Below are 18,782 nucleotides of genomic sequence, written 5' to 3'. Positions count from 1 at the left end.
CCCCGCACGTTCGGTCAGTCCCGCCAGACCTGTGCCGCGACGCGGGAGAAGTTGCCGCCGAACACCGCCGCTCGATCGGCGGCGCTGAAGCCGCGCCGGGTGAGTACCTCGTCGAGGCCGGGCACCGCACCCAGGCCGAGCAGGTCCTCCGGCGGAACCCATTGCAGCGGCCCCCATTTCGTGTAGGACTCGGAGAACGCCTCGGGATGCTGCGCGAGCATGTCGTTGAAATCCGCGGCGTCGAACGAATAGTCCGAGCCGATGCCGATGTGCTCAATGCCGACGAGTGCGGCACCGTGCTCGACGTGATCGGCCAGCGCCTCGATCCGCGCGCCCGCGGCATCGACCCCGTTGTGTCCCAGAAAGATTCCGACGCCGTTCAAACCGATCACCCCGCCGGTGGCGGCACAGGCCTTGGCCTGCTCGTCGGTGATGTTGCGCGGATGCTCCCACAGCGCCGCGAAATTCGAGTGGCTGTAGATCACCGGCGCCTGCGAATGCGTGGCCAGATCCAGTGCGGTGCGGCGGGAACAATGCGACCCGTCGACGAACATGCCGACGTCGTTGAGCGCGCGCACCAGATCTCGGCCGTAGGCGGTGAGCCCGGTGTCCTCGGTGTCGAGACACCCGCACCCGGCCGCGTTGGCGTGGTTGTAGGTGGGCAGCAGCGAACGCACACCCAACTCGTAGAACCGCGCCACGTTGTCCAGGTCACCGCCGAGTGGACCCGAGTCCTCCAGATCGAAGGCGAGCGCGATGGTTTCCGCGTCGCCGATGTCGGAGTGCTTGTGCACCAACCGGAATCGGCCATCGGCATGCGCGTCCGCGCGGTACTGCCGGATCAGCGCCAGCGAGTCGGCGGTCGACTGCGCCGAATAGCCGACGTTCACCGACAGATACGAGCCGGACGGATAGCGCGCCAGATCCGCGATCCGCGCCGACGGCAGCAGCGGCAGACAGCAGTGCTGCTCCCAGAGAAAGTGCGGCAACCGCGAACCTCCTGATCGGACCGGCGTCGGAGCTGCGATCCTACTGCCGGCGCCGCGGCGGCCCCGGTCACCGGCAAACCCGCGCCGGTCGCCGGTCTGCGCGCCGGCCGCCACGAATGTTTCGACCGGCTGGTCATCGACCTGGCCGGTAACCGCACCTTCCGCCAGGTCGCGTGGGCCGGCTCGTTCGAGGCCCGGACCACCGTCGGCCCGGGTGTGCGCGCTCGCCTGCCGATGCAGGTGTGCACCCTCGACGGCCCCGGGTAGCGGCTGCGCGTCGTGGTCGACGTAGCACACTTGTGGTAACCCCCACGTGCCGATGCGCGGCGCTCGGCAACAATGTGGGGATGAGCGGCGTTGAGCAGAACGTGACCGATCCCTACCTCTGGCTCGAAGAAGTGACCGACGAGCGGGCCCTCGATTGGGCGCGAGCGCACAACGACGTCGTCGTCGAGCGATTCGCCTCCTCCGACCGGTTCAGCGAACTCGAGCACCGCATCCTGGACATGCTCGATACGGACACCAAGATCGCCTATCCGGGACGGCGCGGTCGCTGGCTCTACAACTTCTGGCGCGACGCCGAGCATCCGCGCGGCCTGTGGCGGCGCACGACGTTCGACGAATACACCAAGGAGTCGCCGGACTGGGACGTGCTGATCGACCTGGACGCACTGGCCGCCGCCGAAGCGGAGAACTGGGTCTGGGGCGGCGCCGCGGTGCTGCGGCCCGAACAGTCCCGGGCGCTGATCAGCCTGTCCCGGGGCGGTGCGGATGCCAAGGTGGTGCGCGAATTCGACCTCGCGACAAGGGCATTCATCGATCCCGAGGACGGCGGGTTCTTCCTGCCCGAGGCGAAGTCCGAGATGCGCTGGATCGATCTGGATTCGGTGTACATCGGCACCGATTTCGGTCCCGGCTCGCTCACCGATTCCGGCTATCCGCGCATCGCCAAGCGCTGGCGGCGTGGCACCGACCTGGCGGCGGCGGAGACCGTCTTCGAGGGCGCGGCCGAGGACGTCGCGGTCTCGGCGGGCTACGACCGGACCCCCGGCTACGAACGGCATTTCGTCGGCCGGGCCACCGACTTCTTCAACGAAGAGGTGTACCTGATCGGTCCCGACGGCGCGCTGACCCACCTGGACACGCCGACCGACGCCAGCGAATCCTGGTACAAGGACTGGCTGCTCGTCCGGTTGAAGTCGCCGTGGGAGGTCGGCGGCCGGACCTACCCCGCGGGCGCGCTGCTGGCCACCGACTTCGAGCGGTTCCTAGCCGGGGCAAGGGATTTCGAGGTGATCTTCACCCCGGACGCGCACACCTCGCTGCACGGCTACGGCTGGACCGAGCACCACCTGCTGCTGATCACCCTGGAAGACGTGCAGACCAAGCTGTACGTGGTGACACCGGACGCCGACGGCTGGCGCCGGGAGTCGCTGGCCGACACCCCGCCGATGGCGACGACCAGCGTGCTGAATCTCGACCCGCTCGAGGGCGGCGACGAATTCATGCTCACCACCAGTGGTTTCACCACGCCCGCCACGCTGCTGGCCAGTTCGGTCGGCGGGCAGAGCATCCAGCTCAAGCAGGAGCCCGGCTTCTTCGACGCCGAGGGCATCGACACCGAGCAGTTCTTCGCGACCTCCGAGGACGGCACCGCGGTGCCGTACTTCGTGATCCGGCATCGCGACCGCAAGGGTGTGCCCGGCCCCACGGTGATGTCCGGCTACGGCGGCTTCGAGGTCTCCCGCACGCCCGCCTACAGCGGCGCGTCCGGTATGGGCTGGCTCGAACGCGGCGGCACCTGGGTGATGACGAACATCCGCGGCGGCGGCGAATACGGTCCGCAGTGGCACACCTCGGTACAGAAGGCGAACCGGCACAAGGTATACGAGGATTTCGCGGCGATCGCGAAAGACCTTGTGGCCCGCGGCATCACGACCGCCGACCAGCTCGGCGCGGTGGGCGGCAGCAACGGCGGCCTGCTGATGGGTGTGATGCTCACCCGCTATCCGGAGCTGTTCGGCGCGATCGTGTGCCAGGTGCCGCTGCTGGACATGAAGCGCTACCACCTGCTGCTCGCGGGCGCCTCCTGGATCGCCGAGTACGGCGACCCGGACAAGCCCGAGGAATGGGAGTACATCAGCAAGTACTCGCCATACCAGAACGCCCGCGCCGACGTGGCCTACCCGCCGATCCTGCTCACCACCTCCACCCGCGACGATCGCGTGCACCCGGGCCACGCCCGCAAGATGGCCGCGCTGCTCGAGGAGCAGGGGCACGAATTCTGGTACCACGAGAACATCGAGGGCGGCCACGGCGGCGCGGCGGACAACAAGCAGTCCGCCTTCCAAGCGGGCCTGATCTACGAGTTCTTCACGCAGATGCTGATCGAGCGCGGCAAATAGCGGCCGATTCGGCGGCCGGGGCCTACGGTGTAGGAGAGTCGTCTACGCCGTAGACCCGGCTCGGGAGGAGTGGTCGTGCAGGGCGAGAACGCCGCCGGAAAGCCGATACGCCGCGCCGCGCCGACGCGGCGGGTCGCGTTGAACCGCGACCACATCGCCGTGGTCGCGCTGCGACTCATCGACGAGACCGGTGTCGACGGCTTCTCCATGCGCAAACTCGGCGCCGCGCTCGGCGCCGACCCGATGGCGGCCTACCGGCACTTCACCGATCAACAGGACCTGTTCGACGCCGTCGCCGCGACCATGTTCAACGAGCTGGACATGGCCTCACTGCCCTGGCAGGAACCTTGGCGCGAGCTCATGCGCGCCTACACCCACCGGTTGCGCTCCACGCTGCGCCGGCATCCGAATGCGGTGCCGGTCTTCGCGACTCGGCCGGTGCGCAGCGAGTCCGCACTGGAGACCGGCAGCTGGCTGGTGGAACACCTGCAGGGCGCGGGGTTCCCGGCGAGCGTCGCCGAGCAGCTGACCATGTGCCTGCGCGAGTACGTGCTCGGCCACCTGCTCAGCTACACCGTCGCCGCGGTGCGCGCGGAACCCGACGCGGCCGAGGACATTTCACCGGCCGACCACTTCGATATCGGAGTCGACGCAATGCTCGACGGGTTCGCCCGGTACGTCGAGACACCGCGCAGACATCACTGACGATCGCGCAACCACTTCTCGATCTGATCGACCGTGCCGGTGTAATCGCGGATCCAGCCGTTGTGCCCCAACGGTTCCGGGGCGCGCCAGGTCGTCACGTCGGCTTTGGGCAGCTTCGCCAGCAAATGCTCGGCCGAGCCCGGCGGGGTGAGTTCGTCGCCGGTCATGGTGATCGAGAGCACCGGCAGCTTCAGCCGGGCGATCCGCTCCTCGTAGTCGATATCGGCCCCGACCGGCACGAACCGGCCGGTGCGGGCGAGCCGGGCCCAGTCCGAGATCAACACCTTGGACTGCCTGCCGAACCCCATCGAGATCCGATCGCCCGGCCAGAAGCCCGCCAGGTTCGCCGTCAACGAGACCGCCGCGGTGCCGACGAGCATGCCCGGACCCGAAAGTCCCCGGTAGCCGCGGTGATACGGCGTACCGGAGGCGATCAGAATCAGCCCGCCGAGCCGCCCGCGAATCCGCGCGGCGTACAGCACGGCGAGCTGACCACCCATACTGTGCCCGAGCAGGTACGGCGTGCTTGCCGGGAACCGGTCGCGCACCACCTGGAAGATCGCCGGGAAGTCGACCGAGACCAGTTCGTGGTAGCCGTAGGTGCTCGCGGCGCTCGGCTTCGGCGTGCTCGCGCCGTTGCCGCGCAACTCGCCGATGGCCACGTCGAAACCGCGCCTGGACAGACCGAGGGCGAAACCGTCGTAGTACTCGCCGGGCACCCCGAGGCCGGGCACGACCACCAGCACTGGACGCGGGGCGTCCGGCGTGACCGGGTGCCGGTGCGCCCCCGAGGCCGGAATCAGCCGGATCGGCACCGTGCTGCCGTCCGGCATCTGGATCGGGACCGTTTCCATGCCCGGCACGCTACCGCGCCGCGACCGGCTCAAGCCCGCACGGCTCCCATGATCACCCTGCTCAGCACCCTGATCACGTCGTCGAGCGGCGGGCGCGGATCCGAACCGCTCCACGAATCCACCACGTAGTTGACCGCGCCGATCACCGCCAGCACGCGCATCTCGTAGTCGCCGGTCGGGATCTCGCCCTGCAGGGCCGCGTCCTCCGCGGCGCCGGCCAGCAGCGAGCCCCAGACCCGGCGCAGTTCCAGCCGGAACTTCTCCACCTTGGGGCCCGCCCCGACCACCTCGACCAAGGCGACGCGGGCCTTGCGTGGATCGGCGCCGATGGATTCGACGTAGGCGCGCACGGACGCGTCGATGATCTCGAGCACGCTCGCGTCGGTCTTCGCCTCCAGCGCCTTGGCGACCGCGTCGCGCGATTCGCGGTCGATCTGCTCATAGAGCTCTAGTAGTAAGGACTCGCGGCCGGTGAACTCCTCGTAGAACTGTCGTGAGGAGAGTCCGGCGTCCTTACAGATGGCGCCGACCGAACTATTGGCGTAGCCGTCGCGCGCGAAGACCGTCAGGCCTGATTCCAGAAAACGCGCACGCCGCTGACGTTGCCGGTCCTCGACGGGTTGCCCGGCATACATTCGACCCGTATTCGCATCCTGTGACATTGGGGCAGACAATACAGAAGCGCCAGAAGCGCTCGACATGGATCGGGCTGTTCGTTTCAACCATGGCCTGACCGGGCGTTTGCCCAGAGTTGGCAGGTTCGTTGCGCGCACAATGTCGTCCTATGAAAACCGGGACGAGCAGCTCTTAACGGAATCCTTCCGAGCACGGACAACAGTTTTTCAGACCATCCGATACTTCTGCGGATTGCGGACAGCTGCCTTGTCACTGAATGTTTGCCGAAACGGTTCTAACAGTTCGGTCACAGCACGCGCGGACGATTTTGACGGGAATTGATAGAATTATTCATAAAGCGAACTGGTCCGCTGGTTTTGCCGGATTCATCCCATCTGCGAATACGCTCCGAATTGACCGAACGCCAAGAGCGACAAGCGATCCCCACCAACCCGGCGTTCGACTCTCCGGCGGCCCGGACAAGCGCCGACCGGTCAACCCTTTGGGGCGGCCCAGGTTTCGGGCCGGACCGAGTCGAACAGGTCGGCACAGCGGGTCAGCAGGTCTTGCAGAGCGGCGCGTTCGGTGTCGGTGAAACCGGCGGCGACAGCACGCTCGACCCGAACCGCACGGGCGTCGGCATCCCGCATCACCGCGGCGCGATCTACCGGGCCACCCCCGGCACCGCGACCGCCGAGGTCTTCCTCCCCGAGGGAGCCGACGGCCGTAAAACCGCCAACGGCCTGAAAGTCGACCAGGCGGGGCGCCTGTGGGTGACGGACTCGACCGACGGAGTCACCGTGTACGACACCGCGACTCGCGCGCCGCTCGCCCGCCTCGACGTCGCCGGCACCGCGCCGAGATTCGTCAACGACCTCGCCGTCACGCCGGACGGCACGGCCTATCTGACCGATTCCAGTCGCGGCGTGATCTATCGCGTGACCGCCGATCAGGTCAGCGCGACCGCCGCGCACGGCGGACGGGCCGAACTGACCACACACTTCGACCTGAACTCGGCGATGGCGCCGCACGCTCCGAGCGATTTCACCCTGAACGGCACCGTGGCCGACCCCGCCGGTCGCTATCTACTGGCCGTCGACATGCACGTGGGCGAGTTGTTCCGAATCGACCTCACCCCCAACGCAATCGGCCAGATCCGCAAGGTCGCGCTGCGCGGCAGCGAGCTGACCTCGGCGACGGGCTGGACCTGCACGACCACACCCTGTGGGCGGTGCAGAACACGGCCGCGACGATCTCGCGCTGGACGCTCGCCGACGACGGGACCACCGCCACCCTGGACGCGCGGTTCACCGACGAATCCCTGGCCCTGCCAACCACATTGGTGCGGGTGGACGACCGAATCCTGGCCGTCTCCTCACAATTCGACAAGGGCGGCCCGTTGGGTCCGGGCACGCCGGAGCCGTTCGCCGTGCTCGCGGTAGCCGGAATCCGACCCTGTAGTTACACCCGACTGGAATTAAGGTTAGGCTTACCTGTATAGTAAGTCGCGGAGTAAGCGGAAGGGACGCCGCGACAAGCCGAAAGCCGGCCCACCCGAGGGTGGACCGGCTTTCGGTTTTCTGCAGGTGTTGCCGGGAGGCAGGACTCAGAAGTCCATGCCGCCCATGCCACCGGTCGGGTCGCCCGCGGGAGCGGCGGCCTTCTCCGGCTTGTCGGCGACGACGGCCTCGGTGGTGAGGAACAGCGCCGCGATGGACGCCGCGTTCTGCAGCGCCGAGCGGGTGACCTTGACCGGGTCGGCAACGCCGGCGGCCAGCAGGTCCTCGTAGACGCCCGAGTCGGCGTTCAGGCCGTGGCCCGCCGGGAGGTTCGAGACCTTCTCGGCGACAACGCCCGGCTCGAGGCCGGCGTTGAAGGCGATCTGCTTCAGCGGCGCCGACAGCGCGACCCGCACGATGTTCGCACCCGTCGCCTCGTCACCGGTGAGGGTCAGATCGTCGAGCGCGGGCGCCGACTGCAGCAGCGCAACGCCACCACCGGCGACGATGCCCTCTTCGACGGCGGCCTTCGCGTTACGCACGGCATCTTCGATGCGGTGCTTGCGCTCCTTGAGCTCGACCTCGGTCGCGGCACCGGCCTTGATCACCGCAACACCGCCGGCCAGCTTGGCCAGACGCTCCTGCAGCTTCTCCCGGTCGTAGTCCGAATCCGAGTTCTCGATCTCGGCACGGATCTGCGCCACGCGGCCCTTGATGGCCTCCGCGTCGCCCGCACCCTCGACGATGGTGGTCTCGTCCTTGGTGATGACGACCTTGCGGGCCTGGCCGAGCAGCTCGATGCCGGCGGTCTCCAGCGAGAGGCCGACCTCTTCGGTGATGACCTCGCCACCGGTCAGGATGCCGATGTCGGCGAGCTGCGCCTTGCGGCGGTCACCGAAGCCCGGCGCCTTGACGGCGACGGACTTGAAGGTGCCACGGATCTTGTTGACCACCAGGGTGGACAGGGCCTCGCCCTCGACGTCCTCGGCGATGATCAGCAGCGGCTTGCCGGCCTGGATGACCTTCTCCAGCAGCGGCAGCAGGTCCTTGACGGTCGAGACCTTCGAGCCGACCAGCAGGATGTACGGATCCTCGAGGACCGCTTCCTGACGCTCGGGGTCGGTGACGAAGTAACCCGAGATGTAGCCCTTGTCGAAGCGCATACCCTCGGTGAGCTCCAGCTGGAGCCCGAAGGTGTTGCTCTCCTCGACGGTGATGACGCCTTCCTTGCCGACCTTGTCCATGGCTTCGGCGATGAGCTCACCGATGGACGAGTCGCCCGCGGAGATACCGGCGGTAGCAGCGATCTGCTCCTTGGTATCGATCTCCTTGGCGGTGTCGAGCAGCTTGGCGGTGACGGCCTCGACGGCCTTCTCGATGCCGCGCTTCAGGCCGAGGGGGTTGGCGCCGGCCGCGACGTTGCGCAGGCCCTCACGCACGAGCGCCTGGGCGAGCACGGTGGCGGTGGTGGTGCCGTCGCCCGCGACGTCGTCGGTCTTCTTGGCGACTTCCTTGACCAGCTCGGCGCCGATCTTCTCGTACGGGTCCTCCAGCTCGATCTCCTTGGCGATGGACACACCATCGTTGGTGATCGTGGGGGCGCCCCACTTCTTCTCCAGGACAACGTTGCGACCCTTCGGCCCCAGCGTCACCTTGACCGCGTCAGCGAGGGCATTGAGGCCCCGCTCGAGACCGCGACGGGCCTCTTCGTCGTACGCAATTGTCTTGGCCATGGCGTTGTTGAGATCCTCCATGTATATGGCTGACACACAGGACGACCGCAGGTTGGATCGCCCCATTACGCTGGCCAGGTTCGGTGCCCGCGACGGACGACCGAGGGTGTCGATGGAACCCGGTCTCACCGTCCCGACCTGGCACTCACCGGTAGGGAGTGCCAATGCCATTTCTAGCACTCGGGGGTGCCGAGTGCAAGGTCGGTTCGCTCGACTCAGGCGCGATCGTCGACGCGCAGCACCAGCGCCACGAATGCGTCGGTCCGGCGTTCTTCCGGCGTGCGCGGCTCGCCGCCCTCCACCGTGACCAGCTCCGCGTCGTGCAACAACAACTCCGCTTCGACCCGCATGATCGCCCTGATAAAAGGAGGCGCCACGTCGGGGGGAAGGTCGCCGTTGACGACATAACTGCCGTCCGGCTGCGACTCCGTGGACACATAAGAAAGCGCACGCAGCAGATCCGCGCGTCGTTCCCCCGCGATTAGGTCGGAATCCGTTTCATCCGCCATTGCTATAGCTTAGCGGGCCGCGGGGCAGCGTAGATTGCAGAAGGGAATCATGATCATTTTCGATATTCTCCGCTAAGGGGGACGGCCGTGCACGACCTGCCCTTCGATTCGCTCTACCGGCACGACTTCGCCCGGGTGGCGGTGGCCGTGCCGACGGTGCGGGTCGCCGATCCGGCGCAGAACGTGGCGCAGACCCTGCGACTGGCCGAGCAGGCCGCGGCCGACGGCGCGGTGCTGACCGTATTTCCTGAGCTGGGGCTGTCCTGCTACACCGCGGACGACCTGTTCCACCAGGACGCGCTGGACGACGCGGTGCAGGCGGCCCTGGGCGAGGTGGTGGCCGCGTCCGCGCACCTGGACACCGTGCTCGTGGTCGGCGCGCCGGTGCGCAGCCAGGGGCGGCTGTTCAATTGCGCGATCGCGATATGCGCGGGCGCGGTACTCGGCGCGGTGCCGAAGAGCTATCTGCCGAATTACCGGGAGTTCTACGAGAAGCGGCAATTCGCCGCGGCCCGGGAAAATCTCGACACGCACCTCACCATCGCCGGTCAGCGGGTGCCGTTCGGCGCGGATCTGTTGTTCACGGCGAACAATCTCGCGGGTTTCGTTTTTCATCTCGAGATCTGCGAAGACGGCTGGGTTCCGTTGCCGCCCAGCGGTTATGCCGCATTGGCAGGCGCGACCGTGCTGGTCAATCTGTCCGCGAGCAATATCGTCATCGGTAAGGCCGATTACCGACGTGCGCTCTGCACTTCGCATTCCGCGCGCTACCTGGCCGCCTACCTGTATTCGGCTGCGGGACAGGGCGAATCGACGACGGATCTGGCCTGGGACGGGCAAGCCCTGGTATGCGAGAACGGCGACCTGCTCGCCGAGGGTGCGCGCTTCGCCGACCGGCCGCAGCTGGTCACCGCCGATCTCGATCTGCGACGGCTGGCCGCTGATCGGTTGCGCACCACCAGTTTTGCCGACAATGTGCACGATCACCGGGAGCGGCTGGCGCGGCTGCGGCGCATCGACGTGACCCTGCCGATCCCGCGCGCGGCCGTGCCGCTGCGCCGTGAAATCGAGCGCTTCCCTTATGTTCCCGCCGATCCAGCGGTGCGCAACGAACGCTGCGCCGAGGTACACCAGATCCAGGTGGCGGGACTGAGCACCCGGCTGCGCGCCACCGGAACAGAGCGCGTGGTGATCGGCGTGTCCGGCGGGCTGGACTCCACGCTGGCGCTCATCGTCGCGGCGAAGACCATGGACCGGCTCGGCCTGCCCCGGGCGAATGTACTGGCCTACACCATGCCCGGCTTCGCGACGAGCACCCGGACCCGCACCGACGCGCACCGCCTGATGGACGCGCTCGGGGTCACCGCGCGCGAAATCGACATCCGGCCCTCGGCCACGCAGATGCTGCGCGACCTCGGGCACCCGGCCGCGGACGGGGTGCCGCAGTACGACGTCACCTATGAGAACGTGCAGGCGGGCGAGCGCACCTCACACCTGTTCCGGCTGGCGAACCAGCACGGCGCACTGGTGCTCGGCACCGGTGATCTGAGCGAACTCGCCCTCGGCTGGTGCACTTTCGGCGTCGGCGACCACATGGCGCACTACAGCGTGAACGCCTCGGTGCCGAAAACGCTGATCAAATACCTGATCGCGTGGTCGGTGGACACCGGCGAGTTCGGGCCCGCCGCGGGCGAGGTGCTCGGATCCATTCTGCGGACCGAGATCTCACCGGAGTTGGTGCCCGACACCGGCGCCCCGCACGCCGGCGACAGCACGGCGCCGAGCCAGAGCTCCGAGGCCACCGTCGGGCCGTACGAGTTGCAGGACTTCCACCTCTATTACCTGCTGCGCTTCGGTTATCGGCCGAGCCGCATCGCCTACCTGGCCAGGCACGCGTGGTCGGATCCGAGTCGAGGCAGCTGGCCCGATCTGGTTCCCGTCGAGCAGCGCAACGCCTACGACCTGCCCACCGTGAAGCACTGGCTCGCCGAGTTCCTGCGCCGATTCGTGCAGACCAGCCAGTTCAAACGCTCGACCCTGCCCAACGCGCCGAAGGTCGGTTCCGGCGGCTCGCTCTCACCGCGCGGCGATTGGCGCGCGCCCAGCGACGCGTCGGCCGCGGCCTGGCTCGACGAACTCGCCCGCAACGTGCCGTGAGCCGGGCGGCGCGGCACCGGCTGCCCGGCAACACAATCCGCCCGGCACCGGTCGGCTCGGCGGACTTAGGGTGGCGGTGTGAGTGAAGCACCCGGCTGGAAGGCCATCGACGACGCATTGCAGCCGCTGTACGGCGCTACCGAACCTTTCCATTGGGCCACCGATCACCGCTGGTCACTCGGCGGGCCGGATCCGCTCGACGGGATCAGTGCCTATTCGCGGACCGAGCCGGTACCGCACTGGCATTACATCAGTTACGGCATGACCGAGCTGTACGAGAAGGAATGGGACAACCCGGCCGAATCCGGCTGGGGTTTCGAGCTGACCTTCCGGCTGGTGCGCACGGCCGCCGACACCGAGCCGCCCGCCTGGCCCGCGAACTTCCTGCAGAACCTGGCGCGCTATGTCTTCCAGTCCGGCAAGTGGTTCGAGCCCGGGCACACCATCAAAGCGAACGGACCGATCGCCGCCGACCAGCCGGACTCCGGCATCCACGCGGTCTGCTTCACCGCCGATCCCGAGCTGGGCACCATCGAAACCCCGCACGGCAGTATGCGATTCCTGCAGATAGTCGGGTTGACGATGACGGAGTACCGCGCCGCGCAGGGCGGCAACACGCGCGCGGTGCTCGACCAACTCGCCCCGCATCTACCGTTGTTCGTCACCGACACCGGCCGCGGCTCGCTCATCTCCGAGCCGAAACCCCAAGCGCGCTGGCCGCGTTGGGGCGGCGGGTTACGCGGGCGGGCGTAGCTCAGGCCGCCCGCGGCAGACCGAACGAAGCAGCGCCGTGCGGCCCGCCCCGCGCCCGGGCGGTACGGATGGCCCGGCGCCGCCGGGACCGCCCGGACCACACCACCCGAAAACCCCACTGCGCGTACCGAACCCGACGCCGCGCCGCAGAGCCGCCGACCAGTCCGGCGCCGACTACGAACAAGACGGCCGCTGCCACCGCAGCGCCATTCGGCCGTCTGCGGGTCATTGTTTTCCGGCCGCTATCACCGACAGCACCTCCACCAGGTGTGCCTCGACCTTGGCCTTGTCGAGCCCGGCCCCGGCCAGGATGCCGGTGCCGTTCTCCTGTTCGAGCAGTGCGAGCAGGACGTGTTCGGTGCCGATGTAGTTGTGCCCGAGGCGAAGTGCCTCACGGAAGGTCAGCTCGAGCGCCTTCTTGGCCTCGGCGTCGAACGGGATCAGCGCGGGCAACTTGTCCGCGCGTGCGGGCAGCGCGGCGGTCGCCGCCGCCTTCAGTTCCGCGGGATCGACACCCTGGGTGAGAATCTCTTTCACCGCAAGGCCTTCCGGCTCCGACAGCAGACCGAGCACCAGATGTGCGACGGTGATCTGGTCGTTGCTCGCATCGCGGGCGGACTCCTGCGCCGCCACCACGATCGCCCGGGCGCGGGGCGTGAAGCGCGCGAACCCGGCGTTGGGGTCCATCTGCGCGGCATCGGCGGGCCCCTTGGGCACGAACCGTTTCTGCGCGGCCTGCTTGGTGACGCCCATGCTGCCGCCGATATCGGTCCACGAGGCGCCCGCGCGGCGAGCCTGGTCCACGAAGTGGCCGATCAAGTGATCGGCCACCTCGCCGAGGTGGTCGCCGACGACTACGGCGTCGGACAGTTGGTCGAGCACATTGTCGGGGCGGGCTTTCTTGATGCCGTCGATCAGATCGTCGAGGCGAGGCGTTGATGAGGTCATGCGTCAACGATAAGTTGACGATCCACTGTCGTCAACCCCAAGTTGACGATTTCGTCTCGGTCGCCGGACAGCGGTGCTGGAGTACCGCACCGCTGCCGGAAACCCCGCTGCCGCGGCCCATTTCGCTCAAGGACGGGTCTGGCGCGCCGCGGCGCGCACCACGCGCTCCTTCACCCACGCCGCGGTCCGGCCGGTCAGTATGAAGCCGGCCGGTGAATCGTCGGCATGCAGCGATTGGATGATGCCGTTGCGCCGGCCCAGGCTCATGGCCTGGCCGACGTAGCGAAACCGCAGCGGGTGCGGTTGCGCACCGCGCAGGCGTGCGGCAATCGCGTCGGCGACCTGCCGACCGGCGGGCAGCGCGGTCGCGCAGGCCATGCGCAGCGCGCGGTCTCCGGGCCCGGCCATCACGGCGCAGTCCCCGGCCGCGTAGATCTGCGGATGCGAGATCGACCGCAGCGTGGCATCGGTGTGCACCCGGCCCATGCCGTCGACGGCGATGCCGGACCGTTGCGCGAGGTCGGGCACGCGGAAACCGGCCGTCCACACAGTCGCGGCGGCCTCGACCAGGGTGCCGTCGGCGAGCCGCACCCCCTGCTCGGTCACCTCGATCACCTTCGCGTCCGAACGGATCTCGACACCGAGCTGCTCGAGCACCCGGCGGATGTGTGCCTGCGCCCGCGGCGAGAGCCACGCGCCAGGCGCCTCCGAGCCGAGCAGCAGCACGCGCACCTGCGGCCGGGACTCGCCCAGTTCCGCGGCCAATTCGATGCCGGTGGAACCGCAGCCGACCACGACGACGGTCCCGTCCGGCGCGACGAAACGATCCGCGTCCTCCGGTGTCGCCACCGAGTAAGCGTGCTCGGCCACCCCGGGCACACCGTCGAGATCGGCGACGCTGCCCAGTGCGTACACCAGCGTGTCGTAGCCCAGTTCGGTTCCGGTATCGAGCAATACCCGCTTATCCGCGGGGTCGATCGAGGTGGCGCGGGCACGGACGAAACCGATATCCTTGCGCGCCAGCAGCTCTCTGATGTCCCAGGCCGAAATGCGTTGCCCTGCGGCCTGCTGGTGCAGGCGTACCCGCTCGACGAAGTGCGCGCGCGGGTCGACGACGGTGATCTCGGCTCCGCGTGCCTTGCGGGCGAGCCGCCGGGCTGCGGCCAGCCCCGCGTATCCGGCGCCGAGGACGACGATCCGATGCTGTCCGGTCATGGTGTGACTTCCTTTCGATCGGCCGACACCAACCAGACCGAACAGCGCCACGATCCATGACAAAGACGCCCGTGAAGCGCGTCACGCCCCCGCTCAGGACGCGGGCGCCGCCAGGTACCGCAGCTTGTGCGGGTTGACGATCAGTCGCAGCGTGGCGATCGCACCGCCGATCAATTCCACGCCGGCCACCATCAGCGGCGCGCCGTCGACCCGGGCGACCACGGCGGGCGCACCGTTGATCTCCTCGATGTGCACCTCCATGCCCGGCACCGCCCAGCGCAGCAAACCGCAGAGATAGCGCGCCACGTTGTTCGCGCCGACGATCTGCCTGCGCGCCGCGGTGACCTCGCCGCCGCCATCGGCGGTCGCGGTCACGTCGGCGGTGAGCAGCTGTTCCAGCGACGCCACGTCCCCGTTGCGGGCCGCCTGCACGAACCGGCTGATCAGCTCGCCCGCGTACGCGGAGGGCACGTCGAAACGCGCCCGGTCCTCGCGCACCCGCTGCCCGGCGCGGCGAAAGATCTGCTGCGAGTTGGCCTCGGTGATGGTGAGCATGTCCGCGATCTCGCGGTGCGCGTACCCAAGGCCTCGCGCAGCACGAACACCGCCCGCTCGACCGGCGTCAACCGCTCCATCGCGGTGAGCAGCGCCAGCGACACCAGTTCCCGCTCTTCCACGGTTTCCAGCGGGCCGAGTTCGCCGCGCGCGGTCGGCACGGGCTCGGGAATCCAGGGGCCGACGTAGGTCTCCCGGCGCGCCCGCGCCGAAACCAGCCAGGTGCGGCACTGATTCACCAGCACCGTGGTCAACCACGCTTCCGCGGAACGGATCTCGGACCGCTCGGCGGCGTCCCAGCGCAGATATGTCTCCTGCACGGCGTCCTCGGCCTCCGCGGCCGAGCCGAGCATCCGGTAGGCCAGCGCGAACAGGCGCGGGCGGTGCTCCACGAATTCGCGCAACCCGTCCGGCTCCATCGCCACCTTCCTCCGCGTCCGGCCGTTCGGTACGACCGTACCGCTCCCCCGCGCGGACAGGCGTCCCCGCATCGCGCCGGACGAGGGCTCGATGCCGAGCAGACGCTTCAGGCCGAAGCGGGCCGCGCCGAACCCGCCGATGCCGAACCCTCCGAAGCCCACGCCGCCGGCGGTCGCAAGAGTGTCCATACCGGGAGCCTTCTCGGTCGGACTTGCCAAGTCCTTAAGAAATCCCAGTGTTGAGAAACCCGGCCCTTAAGAGGCCGGACTTCCAGGGGTTCGGTCAGCGGGTGAGGTCGTCGATACCGCGCTCTTTGGCACCGGGCCTACGCAGCCGCAGGCGCGCCGTGGAACCCCGGATCGCCGGGCGGCGGATCACCGGACGCCGCTGCGCCCGGCGCTGCGCGCGGCGCTCGGCGGGCTTGTGCTGCCAGGTCTCCGGGCGCGCGGCGACCCAGCGCTGCGAGTGCCAGGCGAACGGAATGTGGCACAGGTACAGCGCGACCAGGATCAGCAGCAGCACGGTCGGATAGGTCACCAGCAGCGCCGCGGCCAGCGCCACCAGCACCAGTAGTCCCGCCGCGGCCTGCGGTGCCACCGACACCGACTTCATCGCCAGCGTCGGCACGGTGCTCACGGCCAGTGCCGCGGCGAGCACGGTCCACACGGCGACCGCGTAGAAGCCGAGCCACCACCCGTCACCGAACTGCACCGACAGCGCGACCGGCACCATCGCGATGAGCGCCGCCGCCGGGGCGGGCACGCCGACGAAGTACTCCCGCTCCCACTCCGGCCGGGTGTCGTCGTCGAGCAGCGTGTTGAACCGGGCCAGGCGCAGCACGATGCTCACCGCGAACAACAGCGCGATGATCCAGCCCGCGGTCTCGGTGTGCAGCAGCGTGACGTAGAGCACGAGCGCGGGCGCGACGCCGAACGAGATGGCGTCGGACAGCGAGTCCAGCTCGGCGCCGATCTTGGTGGTGGCGTCGAGCATGCGGGCCAGCCGCCCGTCGAGAGTGTCCAGCACGGCGGCGGCGCCGATCATCGCGAGCGCGATGTCGAGCTGGTTGTCCAGGCCGAACTTCACCGCGGACAAGCCCGAGCACAGCGCGAGAATGGTCACCACGCTCGGCAGCAACCGGATGGAGCGGCGCCGCCGTCGCTGGGTCGGAGCAGCCGCCTCCATCATGAACCGCTGGTGGAAGCGGACCCGAGCACCGCGAGGACGGTTTCGCCGCCGATGGTGCGCTGCCCCGGCTCGACGAGCAGCTCGGTGCCCGCCGGGAAGTAGGTGTCCACCCGGGAACCGAAGCGGATCAGGCCGTAGGTGTCACCGATCGTCAGCACATCGCCCACCTGGGCGTCGCAGACGATCCGGCGCGCGAGCAGGCCCGCGATCTGCACCACGACCACCTGCTCGCCGTCAGCGGTGTCGAGCACCATGCTGTTGCGCTCGTTCACCGCGCTGGCCTCGGGCAGGTCGGCGGAGCGGAACTGCCCCTGCTGGTGCAGAACCGTGCGCACCACACCGGACACCGGGGTGCGCTGCACATGCACGTCGAGCACGGACAGGAAGATGCTCACCCGGGGCAGCGGCTGGTCACCCAGTCCCAGTTCCGCGGGGGGAGCGGCGGAATCGACGAGCGCGATCTCGCCGTCGGCGGGTGCGACCACCACGCCGGGACGGTTCGGCGGCACCCGGTTCGGGTGCCGGAAGAACGTCGCACACGCGGCCGCGGCCAGCAGTCCCGTCCGGCGCACCCACTTGCGCTTACCGCCGACGACGGCGACGGCGAGCGGGGCGGCGACAAACGGAAGCCCGGCGGGATGCAACGGGGGAATCGCATTGCGGACCAGGTCGGCGACGTGGCCGACTCCGGTGCGTTCAGGCGTGCCGGGCGGCGTGGGACGGCGGGCCACAGGCTCCTCTTTCGTGCTAGATGCAGTCGGATTGCGCCTTCAACGATAGGACCGGCGCAAGCGTTCACACCTTACGGGAAAGGAGCCTGTGGCACGGCTGTCAGCTACGGACTTTGCGTCCGGTGACCAAACCCACGAGGAACAGCAGAATCACCGCGCCACCGAGGCAGGTGAAGAAGCTGAACCAGAGGCCACCGCCTTCGACGTCCACGCCGAGCACCTTCAGCAGGAACCCACCGAGTAGGCCACCCACGATGCCCACCACGATGTTCAGCAGGATGCCCTGTTGGGCATCGGTCTTCATGATCTTGCTGGCAATCCACCCGGCAAGACCGCCGATGATGATCCACCCGATAATCCCGAGACCGAGCATGGTGTCCTCGCAATCCGCGCCGGCCGTCTCGTGCAGGACGGCCCGCACATAGTTGGGTTTCACGCCGCTGGAGCTTTTTGGCGTGCTTCGAGGGTATACCCGGGGCTTGTGAGAATACGCACGACAAAACGGCGATTCTCGGGCTAATATGAGGTCGCCTCATGTCTACGGTTCCGTAGGGCGTGGCTGATGAGGGTTCCAATTCGAGGCTTCGAGGACAACCCGGCGGCGGTGCCGCAGGTACATAGGAGACGCACATGGCTGCTCGAATCGCCCAGACCACCGGGGCAGAGCACACGGCGATCCTCGGGCTCGGCGTATACCGCCCAGTTCGAGTCGTGACCAACGACGAGGTGGCGGGCCCGATCAACTCGAGCGACGAGTGGATCCAGACCAGGTCCGGGATCAAGACCCGGCGCTTCGCGAACGACTCCGAAACCGTGCAGAGCATGAGCGTCGCGGCCGCCCGCGGCGCGCTCGAATCCTCGGGCATCGACGTCGACCAGGTCGACTGTGTGATCGTCGCGACGTCGACGCATCTGCTGCTCACCCCCGCCGCCGCCCCCCGGATCGCCACCGAACTCGGCATGAACGGCTCGGCCGCCTTCGACGTCTCCGCGGGTTGCGCCGGCTTCTGCCACGCCCTCGCGCTGGCCTCCGACCTCGTACGCGGCGGTACCGCCGCACACGTGCTGGTGATCGGCGTGGAGAAGCTGACCGACACGATCAACCCCACCGACCGCTCCACCGCCTTCCTGTTCGCCGACGGCGCGGGCGCCGTCATCGTCGGCCCCGCCGACGTGCCCGGCATCGGCCCCACGGTGTGGGGTTCGGACGGCACGCAGAGTCACGCGATCCGGCAGGACAAGGACTGGGTCGAGTTCTTCCGCGAGATCGAGGAGAAGGGCACCGACGCGGTGCGCCCTTACCTCGCGATGGAGGGCACCGCGGTGTTCCGCTGGGCCGCGCACTCGCTGGAGAAGGTGTGCCGCGACGCCGTCGACCGCGCCGGGCTGTCCACCGACGACCTGAACGCGATGATTCCGCACCAGGCCAACGGCCGGATCATCGAGATCATGGCCCGGGTGCTGAAACTGCCGGAGAACTGCGCGCTGGCCAACGACATCGAGGAG

General features: G+C 68.4%; 19 protein-coding genes and 1 pseudogene. 8 read left to right on the top strand and 12 right to left on the bottom strand.

Annotated elements, in window-relative coordinates; translation table 11 throughout:
• Positions 1 to 14: 14 nt before the first annotated feature.
• The gene (locus NBRGI_RS11455; RefSeq protein ID WP_029895319.1) at positions 15 to 989 is read right to left on the bottom strand and encodes a dipeptidase; all 975 of its coding nucleotides are present in this window, start codon (positions 987 to 989) and stop codon (positions 15 to 17) included.
• A 93-nt stretch (positions 990 to 1,082) separates the two neighbouring features.
• Here NBRGI_RS11455 and NBRGI_RS50095 point away from each other — a divergent pair.
• The 4 genes and pseudogenes from NBRGI_RS50095 to NBRGI_RS11445 all read left to right on the top strand — a co-directional run.
• Positions 1,083 to 1,136 (top strand): annotated as a pseudogene (locus NBRGI_RS50095) (hypothetical protein); the annotation flags it as partial.
• Positions 1,119 to 1,256: an AMIN-like domain-containing (lipo)protein gene (locus tag NBRGI_RS50090; protein ID WP_441919802.1), complete on the top strand. Its 138-nt coding sequence runs from the start codon at positions 1,119 to 1,121 to the stop codon at positions 1,254 to 1,256. The pseudogene NBRGI_RS50095 and the gene NBRGI_RS50090, both read left to right, overlap by 18 nt.
• Positions 1,257 to 1,336: 80 nt before the next feature.
• A complete protein-coding gene (locus NBRGI_RS11450; protein ID WP_029895317.1) occupies positions 1,337 to 3,394 on the top strand; it encodes a prolyl oligopeptidase family serine peptidase in 2,058 nt (685 codons plus the stop codon).
• A gap of 75 nt (positions 3,395 to 3,469) precedes the next feature.
• The gene (locus NBRGI_RS11445) at positions 3,470 to 4,099 is read left to right on the top strand and encodes a TetR/AcrR family transcriptional regulator C-terminal domain-containing protein (RefSeq protein ID WP_158439856.1); all 630 of its coding nucleotides are present in this window, start codon (positions 3,470 to 3,472) and stop codon (positions 4,097 to 4,099) included.
• Here NBRGI_RS11445 and NBRGI_RS11440 read toward each other — a convergent pair.
• Positions 4,093 to 4,953, bottom strand: coding sequence for an alpha/beta hydrolase family protein (locus NBRGI_RS11440; protein ID WP_029895314.1), 861 nt, complete (start codon positions 4,951 to 4,953; stop codon positions 4,093 to 4,095). The two genes, NBRGI_RS11445 and NBRGI_RS11440, sit on opposite strands and share 7 nt — an antisense overlap.
• 29 nt (positions 4,954 to 4,982) lie before the next feature.
• Positions 4,983 to 5,615 (bottom strand): TetR/AcrR family transcriptional regulator, encoded by a 633-nt coding sequence (locus tag NBRGI_RS11435; protein WP_226887144.1) that lies wholly within the window; start codon positions 5,613 to 5,615, stop codon positions 4,983 to 4,985.
• A gap of 366 nt (positions 5,616 to 5,981) precedes the next feature.
• Here NBRGI_RS11435 and NBRGI_RS48680 point away from each other — a divergent pair, with 366 nt between their 5' ends.
• Positions 5,982 to 7,010, top strand: coding sequence for an SMP-30/gluconolactonase/LRE family protein (locus tag NBRGI_RS48680; RefSeq protein WP_200882153.1), 1,029 nt, complete (start codon positions 5,982 to 5,984; stop codon positions 7,008 to 7,010).
• 164 nt (positions 7,011 to 7,174) lie between these two features.
• Here the strand turns inward: NBRGI_RS48680 and groL are convergent, their stop codons facing one another.
• Entirely contained in the window at positions 7,175 to 8,800 is a 1,626-nt protein-coding gene (groL, locus tag NBRGI_RS11425) for a chaperonin GroEL (RefSeq protein ID WP_029895312.1), read from the bottom strand.
• Positions 8,801 to 9,015: 215 nt separating this feature from the next.
• Positions 9,016 to 9,309: a hypothetical protein gene (locus tag NBRGI_RS11420; protein WP_014988705.1), complete on the bottom strand. Its 294-nt coding sequence runs from the start codon at positions 9,307 to 9,309 to the stop codon at positions 9,016 to 9,018.
• An 87-nt stretch (positions 9,310 to 9,396) separates the two neighbouring features.
• Between NBRGI_RS11420 and NBRGI_RS11415 the strand changes: the two genes are divergently transcribed.
• Both NBRGI_RS11415 and NBRGI_RS11410 read left to right on the top strand, forming a co-directional pair.
• Positions 9,397 to 11,466, top strand: coding sequence for an NAD(+) synthase (locus NBRGI_RS11415; protein WP_036558532.1), 2,070 nt, complete (start codon positions 9,397 to 9,399; stop codon positions 11,464 to 11,466).
• 78 nt (positions 11,467 to 11,544) lie between these two features.
• The gene (locus tag NBRGI_RS11410) at positions 11,545 to 12,219 is read left to right on the top strand and encodes a suppressor of fused domain protein (protein WP_029895308.1); all 675 of its coding nucleotides are present in this window, start codon (positions 11,545 to 11,547) and stop codon (positions 12,217 to 12,219) included.
• Positions 12,220 to 12,444: 225 nt separating this feature from the next.
• Here the strand turns inward: NBRGI_RS11410 and NBRGI_RS11405 are convergent, their stop codons facing one another.
• From NBRGI_RS11405 to NBRGI_RS11380, 7 genes are all read right to left on the bottom strand, one after another.
• The gene (locus NBRGI_RS11405; protein ID WP_029895306.1) at positions 12,445 to 13,167 is read right to left on the bottom strand and encodes a Clp protease N-terminal domain-containing protein; all 723 of its coding nucleotides are present in this window, start codon (positions 13,165 to 13,167) and stop codon (positions 12,445 to 12,447) included.
• Positions 13,168 to 13,293: 126 nt separating this feature from the next.
• Positions 13,294 to 14,382 carry an NAD(P)/FAD-dependent oxidoreductase gene (locus tag NBRGI_RS11400; protein WP_029895305.1) on the bottom strand — a complete coding sequence of 363 codons (1,089 nt, stop codon included), beginning with the start codon at positions 14,380 to 14,382 and terminating at the stop codon, positions 13,294 to 13,296.
• A gap of 93 nt (positions 14,383 to 14,475) precedes the next feature.
• Positions 14,476 to 14,853: a hypothetical protein gene (locus NBRGI_RS50085; protein WP_235210920.1), complete on the bottom strand. Its 378-nt coding sequence runs from the start codon at positions 14,851 to 14,853 to the stop codon at positions 14,476 to 14,478.
• Positions 14,826 to 15,545 (bottom strand): sigma-70 family RNA polymerase sigma factor, encoded by a 720-nt coding sequence (locus NBRGI_RS50080; RefSeq protein ID WP_235210919.1) that lies wholly within the window; start codon positions 15,543 to 15,545, stop codon positions 14,826 to 14,828. The genes NBRGI_RS50085 and NBRGI_RS50080 overlap by 28 nt, the downstream gene beginning before the upstream one ends.
• A gap of 94 nt (positions 15,546 to 15,639) precedes the next feature.
• Positions 15,640 to 16,542: a CDP-alcohol phosphatidyltransferase family protein gene (locus tag NBRGI_RS11390; RefSeq protein WP_029895303.1), complete on the bottom strand. Its 903-nt coding sequence runs from the start codon at positions 16,540 to 16,542 to the stop codon at positions 15,640 to 15,642.
• Complete coding sequence (locus NBRGI_RS11385) at positions 16,542 to 17,276, bottom strand: phosphatidylserine decarboxylase (RefSeq protein WP_029895301.1); 735 nt, start codon at positions 17,274 to 17,276, stop codon at positions 16,542 to 16,544. Before NBRGI_RS11385 ends, NBRGI_RS11390 begins: the two co-directional genes overlap by 1 nt.
• 100 nt (positions 17,277 to 17,376) lie before the next feature.
• The gene (locus NBRGI_RS11380; protein WP_014988714.1) at positions 17,377 to 17,649 is read right to left on the bottom strand and encodes a GlsB/YeaQ/YmgE family stress response membrane protein; all 273 of its coding nucleotides are present in this window, start codon (positions 17,647 to 17,649) and stop codon (positions 17,377 to 17,379) included.
• A 257-nt stretch (positions 17,650 to 17,906) separates the two neighbouring features.
• On the opposite strand from NBRGI_RS11380, the gene NBRGI_RS11375 reads away from it, so the two are divergent.
• A partial coding sequence (locus NBRGI_RS11375; protein WP_036558541.1) for a beta-ketoacyl-ACP synthase 3 occupies positions 17,907 to 18,782 on the top strand: 876 nt, incomplete at its 3' end.

The organism is Nocardia brasiliensis IFM 10847 (genome assembly GCF_000710915.1).
GTDB lineage: Bacteria > Actinomycetota > Actinomycetes > Mycobacteriales > Mycobacteriaceae > Nocardia > Nocardia brasiliensis_A.
This window is presented reverse-complemented; position numbering and strand designations above follow the sequence as displayed.